Genomic DNA, 16,051 nt, shown 5'->3' on the forward strand with positions numbered 1-16,051 from the left:
TATCCCAAAAGGGTTTCCTAAAGTACAGTAATAAACTACCTTACTTAACAATAGACTTGTTTTTGGTAATTATAAATTGGTAATATTTATAAATCTTATCAACCATTTAAGATTTAGGTTTACCTATTCCTGCATTATTTGATTACTTGTATTAGCATAAACTTTAAAGTTCTCAAATTAAGCTAATGATGCAATTAAAATCACTACTCTTTTTCGGTAGTTTACTTATCATCTCCGCTTGTACACCTCAGGGCGCGGATTATGTAGAAGATCTTGATATCGCCATTACATTTCAAGATCCTGAAGTAAATTATGATCGCTACGACAGCTATCATCTTCCAGACACTGTAGTACTCATTTCCAATGACGCTAACACGGAGCTTTCTTCAGAAATGGAGGATTATATCCTTACTGAGGTGAATCAGCAATTCCGCAGTATTGGTTGGGAGAAAAACAATGACCCTGTAAGTAATGGATCGGATGTGGTATTAATGGTCTCGGTAGTCAATTTACTGAATGTCCAATATGTTTCTTGGTGGGATTACTGGGGCTGGTGGCCAGGATGGGGCTGGTATCCCTATCCTGCTGATGGCTGGTATCCTTATTATCCAGGAGGATGCTGCTACTTTGGGGGAGTTTACAGCTACAGGGAAGGGACCATTATCATCGAAATGGTAGATCCCAATAGTATCGAAGCGGTAGATGATGGAGAACCCGACAGACTTCCTGTCATATGGGCCGGTGGACTGAACGGCATATTGCAGGGGGATGAAACCAATATCAAAAACCGAATTGATCGCGGCATGGATCAGATTTTTACCGATTCACCATATCTTAACAAGTAATTATGAGATTCATCAAAACCTTATTTATACTATTTGCACTGCTGTTAAACGTACAACTCCTAAAGGCACAAGGAACTAGTCAATTTCAAGTGAATTATACCCCAAGCCTTCCGCTTGGGGATGTGGCAGATTACACGGGAAACTTCAGCTTTAGGGGTATTAATATCGCCTATGAGTACCATATAACAGAATATCTGGGGCTGGGAATTACCACAGGTATCAATACCTATTATGAAGATATCCAAGGGGTGGAAAATGTCAAAGTCGACATCGATGGAAAAATGGTTACCCTTTCCGGTAAACGGTACAATTATACAAACTCCGTTCCGATCCTGGCTACGGCCAATTATTACTTTTCACCTGAAGGCCAACTAAGACCCTATGTGGGATTGGGGATAGGAGGATATTATGTAATGAAATGGACAGAAATAGGCCAGTACCAAGTAAGGGATAATGGATTTCAGTTTGGCTTAGCACCTCGAGTGGGCGTATTAAAGCCACTGGCTTATGGGCTGGGCCTCCACTTGGCAGCCCAGTACAATGCTGGATTTGGAGAAGATCCCTTCAGCAGTGTCGACTTTATGGTCGGCTTTTCCTGGCAATTTTAGCACTTAAAAACATTATTATGATACGCACTAAAATCTATGCTTTTGCAGCCCTTCTTTCAGTCTTGGCCGTTTCATACGCTTGTACGGCGGGAAAGGTAATCGATACCAATCAGGCAGAAAACTTCAAATTGGAAAATTATAAGAGCTTTGACTTTTATAAGACCGATTTGGAGATTGACAAAATGCCAGAATATACCCAGCGGGTAGATTGGATAAAAGAGGCCATCAAAGAGAACCTTGAATCCAGGGGTGTCAACCAAGAAACCGAAAACCCAGAAATGCTGGTCAATATTGGGGTATTTATAGAAGAAAAGGTACAAACCCGCGAAACAGACCTGATCAGCGATCCACCCATGTATATTGGCCAGCGAAACTATCACTGGGAAGTACAGGAAATCCCTGTCGGAACTTACAATGAGGGAACCTTCACGCTGGATTTTGTAGACAGGGCGACCAATGAAATGGTCTGGCAAGGTGTAGGCAAAAGCATCATCACCAAAAAAGACGAAGCGGCTAAAAAGGACATAAAAAATGCCACCCAAAAATTATTTACTAAAATAGAATAACACCCTTCAGGAAAAAATCCTGTAAAATAGTACACACTAAACTTAACAGAACGATGATAAAACGATTAATGATTTTTGTAATTGCCATTGCATGTGGATGCTCTAGCTCCACTTCCATTGTAAGCTCATGGAAAAGTCCTGACGCCACTCCTCAGGATGTGGAACTGACCAAGGTATTGATTGCAGTATTAGGCAATTCGGAAGCCAGCAGAAGGATCGCAGAAGACAAAGTGGCCAGCCTCAATGCCAAGGTTCACCCCTCCTATCAAGTCCTCATGAACGCAGCTGCCGCTACAGACACCACTAGAAGTAGCAATATCCTAAGAGAGCAGGGCTTTGATGGTATTATCGTCATGAAACTAGTGGACAAGGATAAATCCACCGATTGGGTACCGGGTTCTTATTCCGGCTATTGGTCCATGCACCCTTATTACTGGGGTGGCTTTGGATATGGCGGCTATTATGATCCTGGGTATTATACTGAAGATGTGACCTATATCGTAGAGACAAGCCTCTATTCGCTCAAAGGTGACACCAGACTGCTATGGTCAGGCATCTCCTCTACAGTTAATCCTTCATCTGTAGAAAAGACCGTACAGGATATCGCCATGAAATCCTATGACCAAATGAAAACGGATGGATTATTGCCAGCAGAAAATGGCAAATAGAAAAATATTGATAAATTAAATGCAATCAAGGCTGTCTCCTAATCATCGGGGCAGCCTTGATTATTTTTCTTCGTCGATAAAACTCCTTACATTTCTATTTAAAGACAATTTTTCATCGTATTTGCCATTTCGCTGGATGACCATAATATAGGACTTTAAACTTCATAAAATTTCGACCAATTAAAGTTGAAAATCGATTACTATAAATCTTCAAATTTTTCAATATGACAATCTTCCAATCCCCTCCTACTTCACCACTTTGCTGATGGCAAACAGGCCTCCAAGACGAATCAAAAGTGTCATGGCAGCTCCTGCAGAAGCAATGATCGTATTGATTTCACTGAGGACATGGATCCTGCCAAAGGAAATAAACACCAGCAAGCTAATGACCACTAGGATCAGCACCGCAAACGTAATGTTCCAAGTTCCCTTTTGCTTGGATTCCAGTTCCCTTGCCAGTGCCTCATCACTGCTCACCTTGGACAGTACAAAGTTTCCAAAGCTCTCATTCATCAATCGCAACGAATGGTCAAAAACCAATATTCCTTTGTGCAGCAGATCGATGATCCCGTCCACATTGTTGGTATTGACGAATTTATCCCTGGCAATATCGTAGACAATATAACGCTCCTCTTTTGACAGGTTGTTCCAAATAGAATAATAGTAGGTATAGGAGGTCTCCTGAACATGTAGGATGACATCTTCCTCAGTCTCGCACCCTTTGTAAAGTCCCCTATTAAAGAAAAGCTGGTTGAGGTACTTGCCATGCTCGAATTCCCCTTTCATCACTTCATATTGAGGTGATTTTTGATCTCCGATTGACCAATCAATTTGGGTGGTGTCAAAAGGAACATTGATCCGATAGAAGCCTCCAAGTACATTAAGCCAATTTCTATAATCCATCTTGAGTGCCATCATTTTATCGTACGCCCCATCTGCTTTGGCCCCAGGGTCGGTAGAAAAATGATTGATTTGATCTTCATAGTGCTCATAGATTTTTATGGGGCTTATATTACTAGAAATCACGACCCGGATAAGTGGATTATGTACTATTTGTTGAAGGATATGGAGCTTGATTCGGTTAAGTTCCATATCATCATATAAAAATTCAAAGTGTTCGATATAGATCAAAAGTGGAAGTTTGGGGAGATTTTTATCTTTTTTGGAAGTTTCATCTTCATATAGCCCTTTGCCCTCCACGGAATTTCTCAGCGCCGTTTCCAACGCTGTGTAGGTAGATACAGGTGATTTTATGAGTTCGTCCAATGATATGTCCAAGCCTAATTGATCATTTTTAAAGTGATAGATGGATCCAGCAGGGCTTTCTACCGCCTTATCCACGGCCTTTTGGCTTTTTAATACTTGTGGCAAGTCTATCATGTCCATGGTGTACAAAGTAGTTGAAAATTCTCGCTCCAGCTTGTGATAAACTTTTCTTACACAGGAAGCATTTACACCTACCAAAAAGGTATTGTTAAAACTGTCCTTGCCGATTCCCTTGTCATACTCTAACCGCCATTTGTCAGCTTCTTTGTAGATCTTGACCAGATCATGGCTACGGCTTTTGGTGGGCTCGCTAAATTTGGGGATAAGATGATCCACATATCCTTTAAACGCCAATCCACAGATTTTACGGGAAGTTCCCGAAAGCAATATGAAGAGAACTGCTATCAGCAATGGAAAAAGCACTAACACCAACATCGCTACGTTATCTAAGAAGAAATCAGAAAATCGCTTAGGACTGCCGGCCATGATATACTTTTCAGTTGGTCCGTAATAAATAAAGGTGTCCGTTTTATACTTCCACTCCTGGTTCCTGTCCTCATTTGCCAAATAACCCTCTGAAGCCATCCCATAAGGATTAAAAGCAATCCTTATGTCACCATATACTCCTCCAATCAGAAAATAGTACATAAAATCCTGTGACAAACTATCTGTACGCAGGTCATCTGCGGTGTCATAGGTGGCCGTTTCGATAGAAATATCCTCAAAAGTAAAATGGCGCAAATCATCATTTTCCATGGTCGCTATAAATTCATCCAAATCGGGAACCCTACTCGATTTTTTAGGGTCTGAAAAATCATAATACTGCCTGGCTTTGTTGGACATCCAACTGGCATGTTGGGCGGTCAGATCATGGCTATAATATTTATGCAGGATCTCCCTTTCTTTATTATAGCTGATCGAATAAAAAATAAAACTGGGTATTACCGTTATCAAACAAATCAAAGAAAAGGTAAACAACTTATACGCTTCTAGCATGGGCCTCTGTTGATACTTCTCCAATAGCAGTGCTCCCTTATCCAACACATTACTTTTATTTGAAATGGGCTTGGTGCCGCTTTCAGGTGGCAAAGGTACTAGCCTCACCAATTTATAAATTCCAATGGCCAACATCCCAAGTAGCACCAAACTCCAAAAAGCTTTTAGATCCTTCGCATAGCCCATCAGTATAAATTTCCCAATCATCAGCACGCCCAAAATCACCCAAAAGCTAATTTTTAAAAACCTATTATGACCAGGCTTACCAAAACGGGTGTACATTTTTTTGCTGGGTGGCAATAAATTGGACAGCACATAATAGTTAATGCCTACCACACAAATCCCAACCAACATCAAGTCATGAATGACATAGTCCTCAAAGCCAGCATGTAATACACTTTCCACAAAACAGTAAATTCCTGCCAGAGCATTCATGAGAAACAGACATACATAGGCGCGGTTATACTGATGATCATCAGAACTGTAGGGTCTTAGCCAATTGAAAGCAAAAACCTTTTGCTTAAGGTTACTGGGTTTGGTCGATAGTAAGGAAACTGCTACGGCCAGTAGAAAGAGTAAAGCCAAATAGGCTACCTGCATTTCTATGGTAAGCATAATGGTCATGGAATTGGCTGTATTGATGTATTCCTTGTCCAAGAAAGTGGCCAAATAATAGCCATCAATACAGTCCAACTTTCTGAGGTAGACGTAGTGGGGCTTGCCCAAATAGTCTACGGACGAAAATTGAGGACGGCCGCTCGTAACATAAGAAGTGAACTCACCACCTGTTTCTTCGAGAAAATTCTCATTGAGGTTCCGCTCTTTTTCAGAATGGAAAAGTGTTTTACCGGATTTATCAATCAGGCAAAACCCATATCCGTTCTTTACCAACGGGTCAATTAAGCTCGCTGAAGAAAAGCTGACCGCCAGTACCGGCAATGAATCAATTCCGGATGGAACACCAATCCCGATCTCATAATTACCATCACTAACCGATCGGATCGACTCCATAAAAAGTGGCTGACCACGCTTAAATCGCCTCGCTTCATTATTGGCCACTTTCATAATGTACTTTCTGTGAGAAAGATCGGTGACCTTTTCAGGTGCCCCCTCGCTGGAAATATAAATGCGTATTTTTCCATCTGGGCTACACCAAAAAATAGAATTGAAATATTTGAAGTGATGCGTGCCTTTCAAATTAAGATCATCGTATTGCAGCCCTCCAAATGACCAGTATTCACCCTTTTCTGTATCACGATAGACCGTCGTATCATCATCTTTGGTCGGAAATGAATCACGCCTATCGCTTTGGTATAGCCCGTGAAAAAAAGCCGAACTTTCTGGCCGATTAAAATCTTTGATCCAGTTGGAGACACTTTTTAGAGAATCACCCTTATTTTTCCATTCCAAGGTAGTGATCGAATCGATGTCATTCAGCAACCCCATGGCACTTGTGATCTCCGCTTCGAAGTTTTTATCCACCCGATCGTTCAGCGTCACTAGATTTTCCCTGGCCTCATTTTTATCATCCTTTAGCTGTGTGGTCAGGTACATAAACAGCAATATAATGCCCATAGGGATCACCGTAACAGATGCTCCCGTAAATAGCACGTCCTTCGTGTACAGCCGCTCCATATTGCTCATGACGAAAAGCTTAATAATGGGTAGCGCCAGCAAAATGATAATCGTAAGGATTACGGCTATGGATATCGTGTGCGCTGAGACTTCCCGCTTTTTATCTTCAAACTTATCCATATTCACCAATCCCGTAAGGTAAACAGCACCATCCTCTGATTTGCACAAGAGTGTATTGTAGGCTTTATACTCAGCCAAGCCCAAATCCAGATGAAATATTTTCTTGCTCTCAAAGACATTTACCACGCTATCTCTGGTATAGTATAGCTCCCCAAAAGTTGGGTTATTGGTAAACAGTGTATTGAGCTCCTGTTTGCCATCCTTGGTAGACACACAATTGATGCTGATAAAATCGAAAATGTCCTTCCGTACTATCAGGGGATTACTAAATAGCTCTTCATAATTCTCATTGGCCTTTACTTTTGAATCTTTAGCGTAATCCATTAGTTTAAAAACCACATAATCCTGCCCAAATCTGTATTCATAATCCTCGGGATTATGAATACTGTGATGAGTAGTCATTATTTTCTTTTGGCCTTCTATCAGGTTTTCGATATTGGTCTTGATATTGCCCAGTACACGCATATTATCTGCGTTCATGGTTTTCTCATTCCCCGCCACGTGCACAAAGAAATAGTACACAAAAGCCATGGCTATAATGACCAGTGTGGAAAGTACGACAACCCCTTTCTTGGATATTCGCATAACTCATAAAAATTATAAATTGTAAAGAACTACCGACGGATGTGGTGATCTCGGTCAATGCATGAATTATTGAAGCAAAATAGCTTGGTGATGGCCACTTTACTTACCTGTAGGAGCAGAAATTTGTGGTAGTAAAAATTACCAATAACGGATTTAGTACTTATCGATCCAAAATGAGGACAGCTTAAGGTTTTGATCCCATTCATCTAGGGAAGAACGTAAAACATATAGCATAAATCCACCTTCATTTTCATGTGCAGAATAAAGGTAATACCTTTTTAACTGTAACTCAATACCTGTTTTACGGTATTTTCACTTATTTTGAATAAGATTCAAGTTCTTCAACAAGGGAGTAATAATCGAATTGCAGGTCAGGGTGAAGGGTTGAAAAAAGTTTCTGGATTTTAGAAACTTGGAGTTCATACAGGTTATGGATCACTTGATGATCAAAATCAAGGTACTTATATGAAATCAGCCCTTTGCAAAAATAAGCGATCAGCTCCAATTGAATGGTTTTGTCCTTGGTGAATTTCAGGTATTTGTTCAATTTACGCCTAATGGCCTGAGCAGATTTCTTAGCAAAATAGGCATGATCCATATTCGCCGCTTCAAAGGACTCCGATAACTCCTCTTCCACCATCTCCTGGAAAAATTGGGGGTTTTCCCGGCCAAACACCTTAAAATATAAAAACTGCTTATTGTCCTTGGTAAACTTCGCAGTCTCCATCAGCAAGTCCACCAGCTCCTCATCAGACAAGTGCTGAAGTTCCTTTTTTATATTGGCCAAACTCGGTAATTTCATATAGTCCAATTTGTCATGATCCCCAAAAGATAACGGCCATAAAGATATTAAGTTAATACGGAATATGTGGTAGAAATTAATTTTTGACAAGGGAATCCATGGTTCCGCCAGAACCATGTTCGAACGGACTTACATAGCCTCCTCCGATAAATAGCCTGGAATTGTGATGAATCCCCGGCAATTCATTTAACCCGGTTTCATTCCCGTTTAGTTAAGGAATTTTAGATGGTGGCAGGGTGATACTTTCTAAATTATTTCAGGTTCTATATGATTTACTATGGGTAAGTTGAGCGGCAGCGGGTTATGGGGATCGAAGAAACGCATGGACGGATGAATTCGTCACTCATGTTCCTGATGCAGTCGATAATCATACATTCTTTCGGGGTCAATACACACGGCAGGGTTAGGATACTGCATTCTCTTTCCGTTACCAAGCCAATGCCGCTAGGTATTGTTGCAGTGGGTTAACACAACACTAAGGATAGATTAAGCTAACTGATCAACCAACATTCTCAAATTTATTTCGTATAATTAAATCATTAGTTTTTAAACACATAACTAAACCAAAAGCGAGTTAAACCCGCAAAACAACATTTTTATGTCAAAATCACTTCTATTTCTCTACTTATTCTGCTATCCCATTTTTGCATTTACTCAGGACAAGTACCAATCCCAATGGGACAAGGTAGAAAAACTGGAGCTTAAAAGCCTGCCCCAATCAGCCTTGACCGTCACGGATTCCATTTTTCAGCAGGCCAAAGCAGAAGGTAATCCACCACAGTGGATAAAAGCCATGCTCTACCAATCCAAGTTTGCATTAACCCTGGAAGAAGATGCCCAATTGAAGATTATTGCTAATTTTAAAAAGGAGATCGCCCAAACTACCGCTCCTGAACGAAACATCCTGGAAAGTATGCTGGCACAGTTTTACTGGCAATATTTTCAGGAAAACCGCTATCGCTTTTATGATCGGAGCCAAACAGCCGAGGTGGTAGACAGTACCGACTTCAGGACATGGGATTTAGATCACCTCTACCAGCGCATCTACCAACTGCATTTGCGGGCTTTACAGGATCAAGAAAAATTACAGCGTATTCCCATAGCCCTTTACCAAGCCATTCTTTCCGAAGAAGATAAGACAATGTCCCTTACTCCTAGCCTATTTGACCTATTGGCACATAGGGCACTCGAATTCTTCAATAGTGAAGAATCAAGCATTAGCCAGCCCAAGGATAAATTTCTGATCAACGATCCAGTCTATTTTCAAAATGAAAGTTACCTTCCTGAATACACTTCGCCAAGTTTTTCAAGGCACTTAGAAGCCCTTAAAGTCTACCATCAGCTCATAGATTATAACCGGCGTGAGCAAAACGAAGCAGCATTGGTGGCAAGTCAACTGAAGCGCTTGAAGTTTGTCGCCGAAAACTATACCGGTGAATCCAAAGAAAAACACTACGAAGCAGCACTGACAAAACACTTTTCCAAGTATCAATCCAAGGCAATAAGCACGCTCATCACCTATGATCTGGCCACTTTATACCATAACATGGCCAAGCAATATTCCCCAAGTGATGCCCCTAAATATCAGTTCAAACGTAAGGAAGCCTTACAGCTACTTGAGAAAGCCATTGCTAGTTTTCCCGATGGTTTGGGAACCGAATCCTGTACATCACTGCTTACTTCCATTACCCGATCATATCTTGAACTTACCACCGAAAAACACCTTCCTATCAACCAAGATGCCCGAGTATTGGCTGAATATAAGAACCTTCAACGGCTGGATTTTATGCTTTACTCCTTGGATATTCAGCAGTATGAGCAATTCGAGCGCCTATACAACAAGCATGACCAAGATAACTTTATCCAAAAACTCAAACCATACAAGTCGTGGCAGAGCAAATTGAAAAATGAAGAAGATTATCAGCTTCACACCACAGATAACCTTCTACCCGCCTTACCAGCTGGCATCTACTTGATCGTGGCCAATAGCAAAACAAGTGAAAGCCAGGATCAGATCACCGCTCATCAAGTGATACAAGTCACGGATATAGCCTTGATCCATCAAAATATAGGCAATAATGTTTCCCTCCAAGTCATCGACCGTCAAAACGGCGAGCCTATCGAAGGAGCTAAAGTGACCTTGAGCCATGAAGGATACGGAAAAAAGATACAGTTGCCCAAAGCACCTCTTACAACTGATGAGCGTGGTTTTGTGAAATTTAAAGTGGATGACCGGTATTACGGCGTGGTAACCAAGGTGGAGAAAGATGGACAAACCGCTATTTTTGACAATTTATCCAGTCGAGTCTATTTCTCCAATAATTCAGAAGCTACTATCAGGCCCCACTTATTTACAGATAGAAGCATCTACCGTCCCGGACAAACAGTGTTTTTTAAAGGCATTCTTGTAAAAAGGGTAAACGACCAAAGTGAAGTAGTTGCTGATGCAGGTGTCGAAGTAGTGCTGAAAGATGTGAATGGAGAAAAGGTTTCAGAACTGCTTCTTGAGTCCAATGAATATGGGGCCTTCAGCGGAGAGTTCGTTTTGCCTACTACAGGATTGACGGGAAATTTCACCCTTGAAGTAAACAAAAACAACAAAATAAAAAATATTTCGCTCAGGGGAGCGGATTTTTCGGGTGGCCACCATGGTATTTCAGTGGAAGAATACAAACGCCCCACTTTCGAAGCCAGCTTTCAGCCGATCGACCAAGAATATCAGGTCAATGATAGCATCCATGTTCATGGGGAAGCCTTGGCATTTTCAGGAAGTAAAATTTCCAATGCCAACGTAACCTACCGAGTGGTCAGAGAGGTGCAAATGCCGTATTGGTACTACTCGTGGAGACGGCCAATCCACAGGGGACAGTCCCAGGAAATTGCCCATGGTTCATTGCAGACTGATGCAGATGGCAAATTCATCCTGCCTTTTAGGGCCATACCTGATGAAAGTATTCCCAAAGATGACCAGCCTGTATTCCGCTATACCGTAACGGCAGAAGTCACCGACATCAATGGCGAAACCCGAACCGCCAATACCACGGTAAAGCTAGGCTACCATGCACTGCTCTTAAACCTTGACCTTCCCGAGCTTGGTCATAAGCAACAGGACAGTATTTCCCTGAGCATTAACAGCACCAATCTTAATGATACCTTCGTTCCTGCCAGTGGAAACCTGAAAATCTATAAGCTAAATTCTCCCGGACGGATCCTGCGCGACTCCCCATTTTCCACACCAGACTATCAACGTTGGGACAAGGACGAATTTACCAAGCGGTTTCCGCATGAGCCCTACGGGCCGGAAGCGGAAAACACCAACTGGGAAAAAGGAGAAATGGTCGTCAACAGGGAATTCGATACCAACAAAGAAAAAGTAATCAGTATTACAGGATTTGACCAGTGGTCAATAGGTAAATACCTCGTTGTGTTGGAAGCAAAGGATAAATCTGGCCAAGAAGTGGCCGTGAAAGAGCTTTTCACACTACAGGATAAAACCAGTAAAACAGTCCCTGACCACCAACTACTGGACATCCAACTGGATCAATCTTCCTATATTCCTGGAAATACGGCCAAGCTTACCTTGGGCACAGCAGCAGAAAACCTAACGGTAAGTGTCTTTTTGGAAAAAGACGGTGCGATCAAAGATACCTGGCTGGTGAAGCTGAAAAACGGCTATAAAAGCCTGTCATTTCCGGTGGAAGCCACTGATATCGGTGGTTTTGTGATTCATTATACGACGGCCTTTGCCAATTCGAGCGTAACCGGCCAACTACCTGTAAATGTCCCCTACCCGAAAAAGGAACTGGAAATAGAAACCCTCACCTTTCGTGACAATATCCAACCTGGATCCGCACAAACATGGACCTTTAAGATCAAGGGCCCGCAAAAAGATAAAGTCGCCACAGAGATGCTTGCCAGCATGTACGATGTATCTTTGGACCAATTCAGATCGCACCAGTGGAATTTTTCCACTTCGCCCAGAAACTACCGCAGTCAGGCTTCCTTTGACAGCCACTCCAGTTTTTCTACGGCAGTGTTTGACATGAACTATTATTTGAATAGCCGTTATTTCACCTCACATGAAGCCCTACCCCTGACACAGTTCAATTGGTTTGGTTTTCATTTTGGCAATGCATACTATTCCAATTATCGCTATATCCTGTCCCTTCGGGAAAAATGGATCCCCATCGCCCCCAAACTCACTTACGACTATGATGAATCCTTGGCAGAAGGCATCGTAAAAGGCAAGGTCACGGATCCTGACGGTAAACCGTTGGCAGGAGTAAATATTTCTCATGAGGATCATAAAAAAAGCATACTTTCTGACCTGAATGGCCAGTTTACCATAGAAGCGGCATCCGGGGATGAGCTGCACTTTAGTTTTATCGGTTTTCTATCTGCCACCGCCAAAATTTCACCCAAACGTAACGTCATCCATCTGGTGTTGCCAGAAGACATTGCAGGATTGGAAGAAGTGGTCGTGGTGGGATATGGTGGTGAAACGAAAAGAGTGAAAACTTCTTCGAATGCTACTATCGCTCCTCCGCCGTCTCTTATGGAGGCCGAAATGAAAGTAGACGCCAATATGCCACCAGCAGACATGATCATCAGAGGCACCAGTTCTGTAGAAGATGAAAACACCCTTTATATCATCGATGGTGAAATAGCCACTACTCCGCCAGACCAACGTGACATTGCCACATTAGAAGTGCTTAATCCTGATGAAGCCTCAGCGATCTATGGCACCAAGGCTGCGAATGGTGCGATCATCATCACAACCAAATCAGGACAAGCCTCCCTCGATCGGCAACTGGCAGAAGTGCAGGCAAGGACTGACCTTAGGGAAACCGCTTTTTTCTACCCCCACCTTAGTACTGATTCCACGGGCAATATCAGTTTTAGCTTCACCGCACCGGAAGCACTTACCAAATGGAAACTCCAACTGCTAGGACACACCAAAACCCTGGACATCGGCTACAAACAGCTGCAGACCGTGACCCAAAAAGAGTTGATGGTAACACCTAATGCGCCACGGTTCCTCAGAGAAGGCGATGAACTAATGCTATCCGCCAAAATCAGCAACTTGTCCGATGAGCCACTATCAGGGAAAATACTGTTAACATTGACAGATCCGATTACGGGCAAGATAATCGATCCGCAGCTGGAGAATCTCAAGGGAGACCAAACATTCCAGATAGGTGCCAATGGAAATTCAGTTGTAAATTGGTCATTAAAAATCCCAGAAAGCCTCCAAGCGGTGCAGTACAAAGTAGTGGCGGTGGCGGGGGATTTTTCCGATGGTGAGCAAAGTGTACTACCGGTCCTCTCCAATCGCATCTTGGTAACCGAGACCATCCCGATGTGGATCAGTACCAAGGGAAGAAAATCCTTCAAACTGGAAAACATGACCGCCAATACATCCACTACCCTTAGTAATCATCAACTGACGTTAGAAGTCACCTCCAACCCGGCTTGGTACGCTGTTCAGGCACTGCCTTACCTGATGGAATATCCCTATGAATGTGCTGAACAAATCTACTCCCGCTTCTTTGCCAATGCCCTGGCAAAGCACATCGTAGACAGCCATCCTCAGATAAAAGCAGTCTTTGAAAACTGGAAAAATCAAGACAGCGATGCCTTGCTCAGCAACCTCGAAAAGAACCAAGAGTTAAAATCATTGATCATCCAGGAAACACCCTGGCTGCGTGATGCCCAATCCGAAAGTGAGCAGAAACAAAGAATCGCTCTATTATTTGACTTGAACAAAATAACCAATGAACTGTCAACAAACATCGACAAACTGTCATCTATGCAAATGAGTTCAGGTGGATTTCCCTGGTTTAAAGGCAGCCGCTATCCCAATCGCTACATCACACAGCATATTGCCATGGGACTAAGCGAGCTGAAAAAGATGGATGTCAAAGCAGCACAATCCGAGAAGGTAACTGCCATCATCACCAAAGCGAAGAGGTATTTGGACGAACAGTTATTGGAAGATTACGATAAGCTTAAAGACCAAGTGGAGCAAATAAAAAACAAGACCGATAATGATGCTGACGCCCAGGCCAAGATCAATACATTACACGACGAAAATCCTCTACAGTCCATCCAAATACACTACCTGTACTTACGCAGTTTACTTCCTACATCCAACGTCTCCAAACCACTTCAGGAAGCGATCAATTATTACCAATCCCAAGCCCTTCGCCAATGGACCACTGTGAGGCTGCAGGAACAAGCAATGATCGCCCTGATGAGCCATCGAATGTTATCAAATGATACCGATCAGGAGATTCTAAGATCACTGGCAGAAAACAGCGTCAACAATTCGGAACTTGGCCGCTATTGGAAAGCCAATAAACCTGGCTGGCGTTGGGACCAAGCGCCCATCGAGACCCAAGCTTTCTTGATCAGAACTTTTGCAGAAATACCTATAGCCGACCACACCGATACCGAGCAGACCAATATGGTAAATGAGATGAAAATATGGCTCCTCAAGCATAAACAAACCAACCGATGGAGCAACACAAAAGCCACTGCATCAGCTGTCCAAGCCTTACTTCTTAAAGGTATGGATTGGCTAAGTATTGCTGAAACAGTCCAAGTAACCATAGGAAACCAACATGTCTCCCCCGCATCGGACGAAACCATCCAACCAGAAGCTGGAACGGGCTACTATAAGAAATCGTGGCCAGGTGATCAAATCACCTCCGAAATGGGGAAAGTTACCTTGGTCCAAGAGAAAGAAGGCATTGCTTGGGGCGCGCTCTATTGGCAGTATTTTGAAGACCTCAATAAAATCCAGGACAACACCGCTACCCCTCTCCAAATCACAAAGGAGCTCTTTGTAAAAGAAAACACCGATCAGGGAGAAATCTTCCATCTCATCGAAGGAGACGCAGGCATCAAAGTGGGTGACCTGGTCAAGGTACGCATTGAAATAAAGGTGGACAGGGATATGGACTTTGTACACCTGAAGGATATGCGCGCAGCGGGGTTTGAACCCGTAAATGTACTTTCGGCATATAAATATCAAGATGGTTTGGGCTACTATGAAAGCACCCGTGATGCCAGTACCAATTTCTTCTTTGAACGACTAAACAAAGGTGTGTATGTTTTTGAATACGAATTAAGGGCCAACAATGCAGGAACCTTCTCCAATGGGATTAGCACCATTCAATGCATGTATGCCCCAGAATTCAGCAGTCACTCTGGTGGACTGGTTGTCAGGATAGAAAGATAAATGCCATGGAAAATGACTTCGGCCATTCCAGATAATTAAACAGTCATCGCGAACAAAGCACTAGTGACGTGAAGCGATCTCGTATAAGGGAAATGAAATGCTTTTGGGAAAATTGGGATATAATAAGGAAAATCAGAGCCCATATTCCCTTTTTCCCACCACACACAACTAAACTCGTCCATCTACGTAATTCAAGTATTACCTTTTTAATCGAATATGCAATACACCTGGAACTTCAAGCTCTCCCATGACATCAAAGGCGATCTAAAGCATATACTCAGAGAAACATTCTCCCATCAGCAAAAGGAACTGGAAATTTTCCTTTCCTATTACACAAAAATGGATGGAGCCGTGGCTGAAAATGCGACATTTGAAAAGGCTATAGAACCCGTCTCAAACACATCTGGTAAGCTGATATTACGTTTTCATAAAGTTTTTTATAATGCTTGTCTAAACATACACGAAACAGAAAAGGATCAGATGGAAGTGGAGTATAAAATTGATTGGGACGGCAGCACTATAAAACTTTTAGGTCCCGTTATCGAAGAAAGAGGGATGGATGATATTTGATTGCTTCACTCCCTCCCACCATCCATTCAATCACAGTTGGATACAGGGAAATCGCTTTTAGATGAGCGACTGCGTATTCCACTAGCTACGCCATTCTAACAATGCCTTTGTCATCCCGAAGAATTATAAATTGTGATTTATACAACA

General features: G+C 42.5%; 8 protein-coding genes. 6 read left to right on the plus strand and 2 right to left on the minus strand.

What is annotated here, in order from left to right:
• The first annotated feature begins 185 nt into the window (after positions 1-185).
• The 4 genes from FKX85_RS16130 to FKX85_RS16145 are packed head-to-tail and all read left to right on the plus strand — an operon-like array spanning position 186 to position 2,687.
• Entirely contained in the window at positions 186-845 is a 660-nt protein-coding gene (locus tag FKX85_RS16130) for a DUF4136 domain-containing protein (RefSeq protein WP_141615720.1), read from the plus strand.
• 2 nt (positions 846-847) lie between these two features.
• Positions 848-1,453 (plus strand): OmpW family outer membrane protein, encoded by a 606-nt coding sequence (locus FKX85_RS16135; protein ID WP_141615721.1) that lies wholly within the window; start codon positions 848-850, stop codon positions 1,451-1,453.
• 17 nt (positions 1,454-1,470) lie between these two features.
• Positions 1,471-2,019: a DUF4136 domain-containing protein gene (locus tag FKX85_RS16140; RefSeq protein ID WP_141615722.1), complete on the plus strand. Its 549-nt coding sequence runs from the start codon at positions 1,471-1,473 to the stop codon at positions 2,017-2,019.
• A 53-nt stretch (positions 2,020-2,072) separates the two neighbouring features.
• Positions 2,073-2,687: a hypothetical protein gene (locus tag FKX85_RS16145; protein ID WP_141615723.1), complete on the plus strand. Its 615-nt coding sequence runs from the start codon at positions 2,073-2,075 to the stop codon at positions 2,685-2,687.
• Positions 2,688-2,933: 246 nt separating this feature from the next.
• Here FKX85_RS16145 and FKX85_RS16150 read toward each other — a convergent pair whose 3' ends face one another.
• Positions 2,934-7,289, minus strand: a complete 4,356-nt coding sequence (locus FKX85_RS16150) for a PDC sensor domain-containing protein (RefSeq protein WP_141615724.1) — start codon at positions 7,287-7,289, stop codon at positions 2,934-2,936.
• Between the two features lie 316 nt (positions 7,290-7,605).
• On the minus strand, positions 7,606-8,091 hold the full coding sequence (locus FKX85_RS16155; RefSeq protein ID WP_141615725.1) for a hypothetical protein: 486 nt from the start codon (positions 8,089-8,091) through the stop codon (positions 7,606-7,608).
• Between the two features lie 598 nt (positions 8,092-8,689).
• Between FKX85_RS16155 and FKX85_RS16160 the strand changes: the two genes are divergently transcribed.
• Positions 8,690-15,334, plus strand: a complete 6,645-nt coding sequence (locus tag FKX85_RS16160) for an alpha-2-macroglobulin family protein (RefSeq protein ID WP_141615726.1) — start codon at positions 8,690-8,692, stop codon at positions 15,332-15,334.
• Positions 15,335-15,550: 216 nt separating this feature from the next.
• Positions 15,551-15,904: a hypothetical protein gene (locus FKX85_RS16165; protein ID WP_141615727.1), complete on the plus strand. Its 354-nt coding sequence runs from the start codon at positions 15,551-15,553 to the stop codon at positions 15,902-15,904.
• The last annotated feature ends 147 nt before the right edge of the window (positions 15,905-16,051 follow it).

The sequence above is a fragment of the Echinicola soli genome, from assembly GCF_006575665.1.
Taxonomy (GTDB): domain Bacteria; phylum Bacteroidota; class Bacteroidia; order Cytophagales; family Cyclobacteriaceae; genus Echinicola; species Echinicola soli.

What these genes read in the sequence shown, in the direction of transcription:
- FKX85_RS16165 (WP_141615727.1), top strand. Translation starts at nt 15,551, where the DNA reads ATGCAATACACCTGGAACTTCAAGCTCTCCCATGACATCAAAGGCGAT.
- FKX85_RS16145 (WP_141615723.1), top strand. Translation starts at nt 2,073, where the DNA reads ATGATAAAACGATTAATGATTTTTGTAATTGCCATTGCATGTGGATGC.
- FKX85_RS16140 (WP_141615722.1), top strand. Translation starts at nt 1,471, where the DNA reads ATGATACGCACTAAAATCTATGCTTTTGCAGCCCTTCTTTCAGTCTTG.
- FKX85_RS16135 (WP_141615721.1), top strand. Translation starts at nt 848, where the DNA reads ATGAGATTCATCAAAACCTTATTTATACTATTTGCACTGCTGTTAAAC.
- FKX85_RS16150 (WP_141615724.1), bottom strand. Translation starts at nt 7,289, where the DNA reads ATGCGAATATCCAAGAAAGGGGTTGTCGTACTTTCCACACTGGTCATT.
- FKX85_RS16130 (WP_141615720.1), top strand. Translation starts at nt 186, where the DNA reads ATGATGCAATTAAAATCACTACTCTTTTTCGGTAGTTTACTTATCATC.
- FKX85_RS16155 (WP_141615725.1), bottom strand. Translation starts at nt 8,091, where the DNA reads ATGAAATTACCGAGTTTGGCCAATATAAAAAAGGAACTTCAGCACTTG.
- FKX85_RS16160 (WP_141615726.1), top strand. Translation starts at nt 8,690, where the DNA reads ATGTCAAAATCACTTCTATTTCTCTACTTATTCTGCTATCCCATTTTT.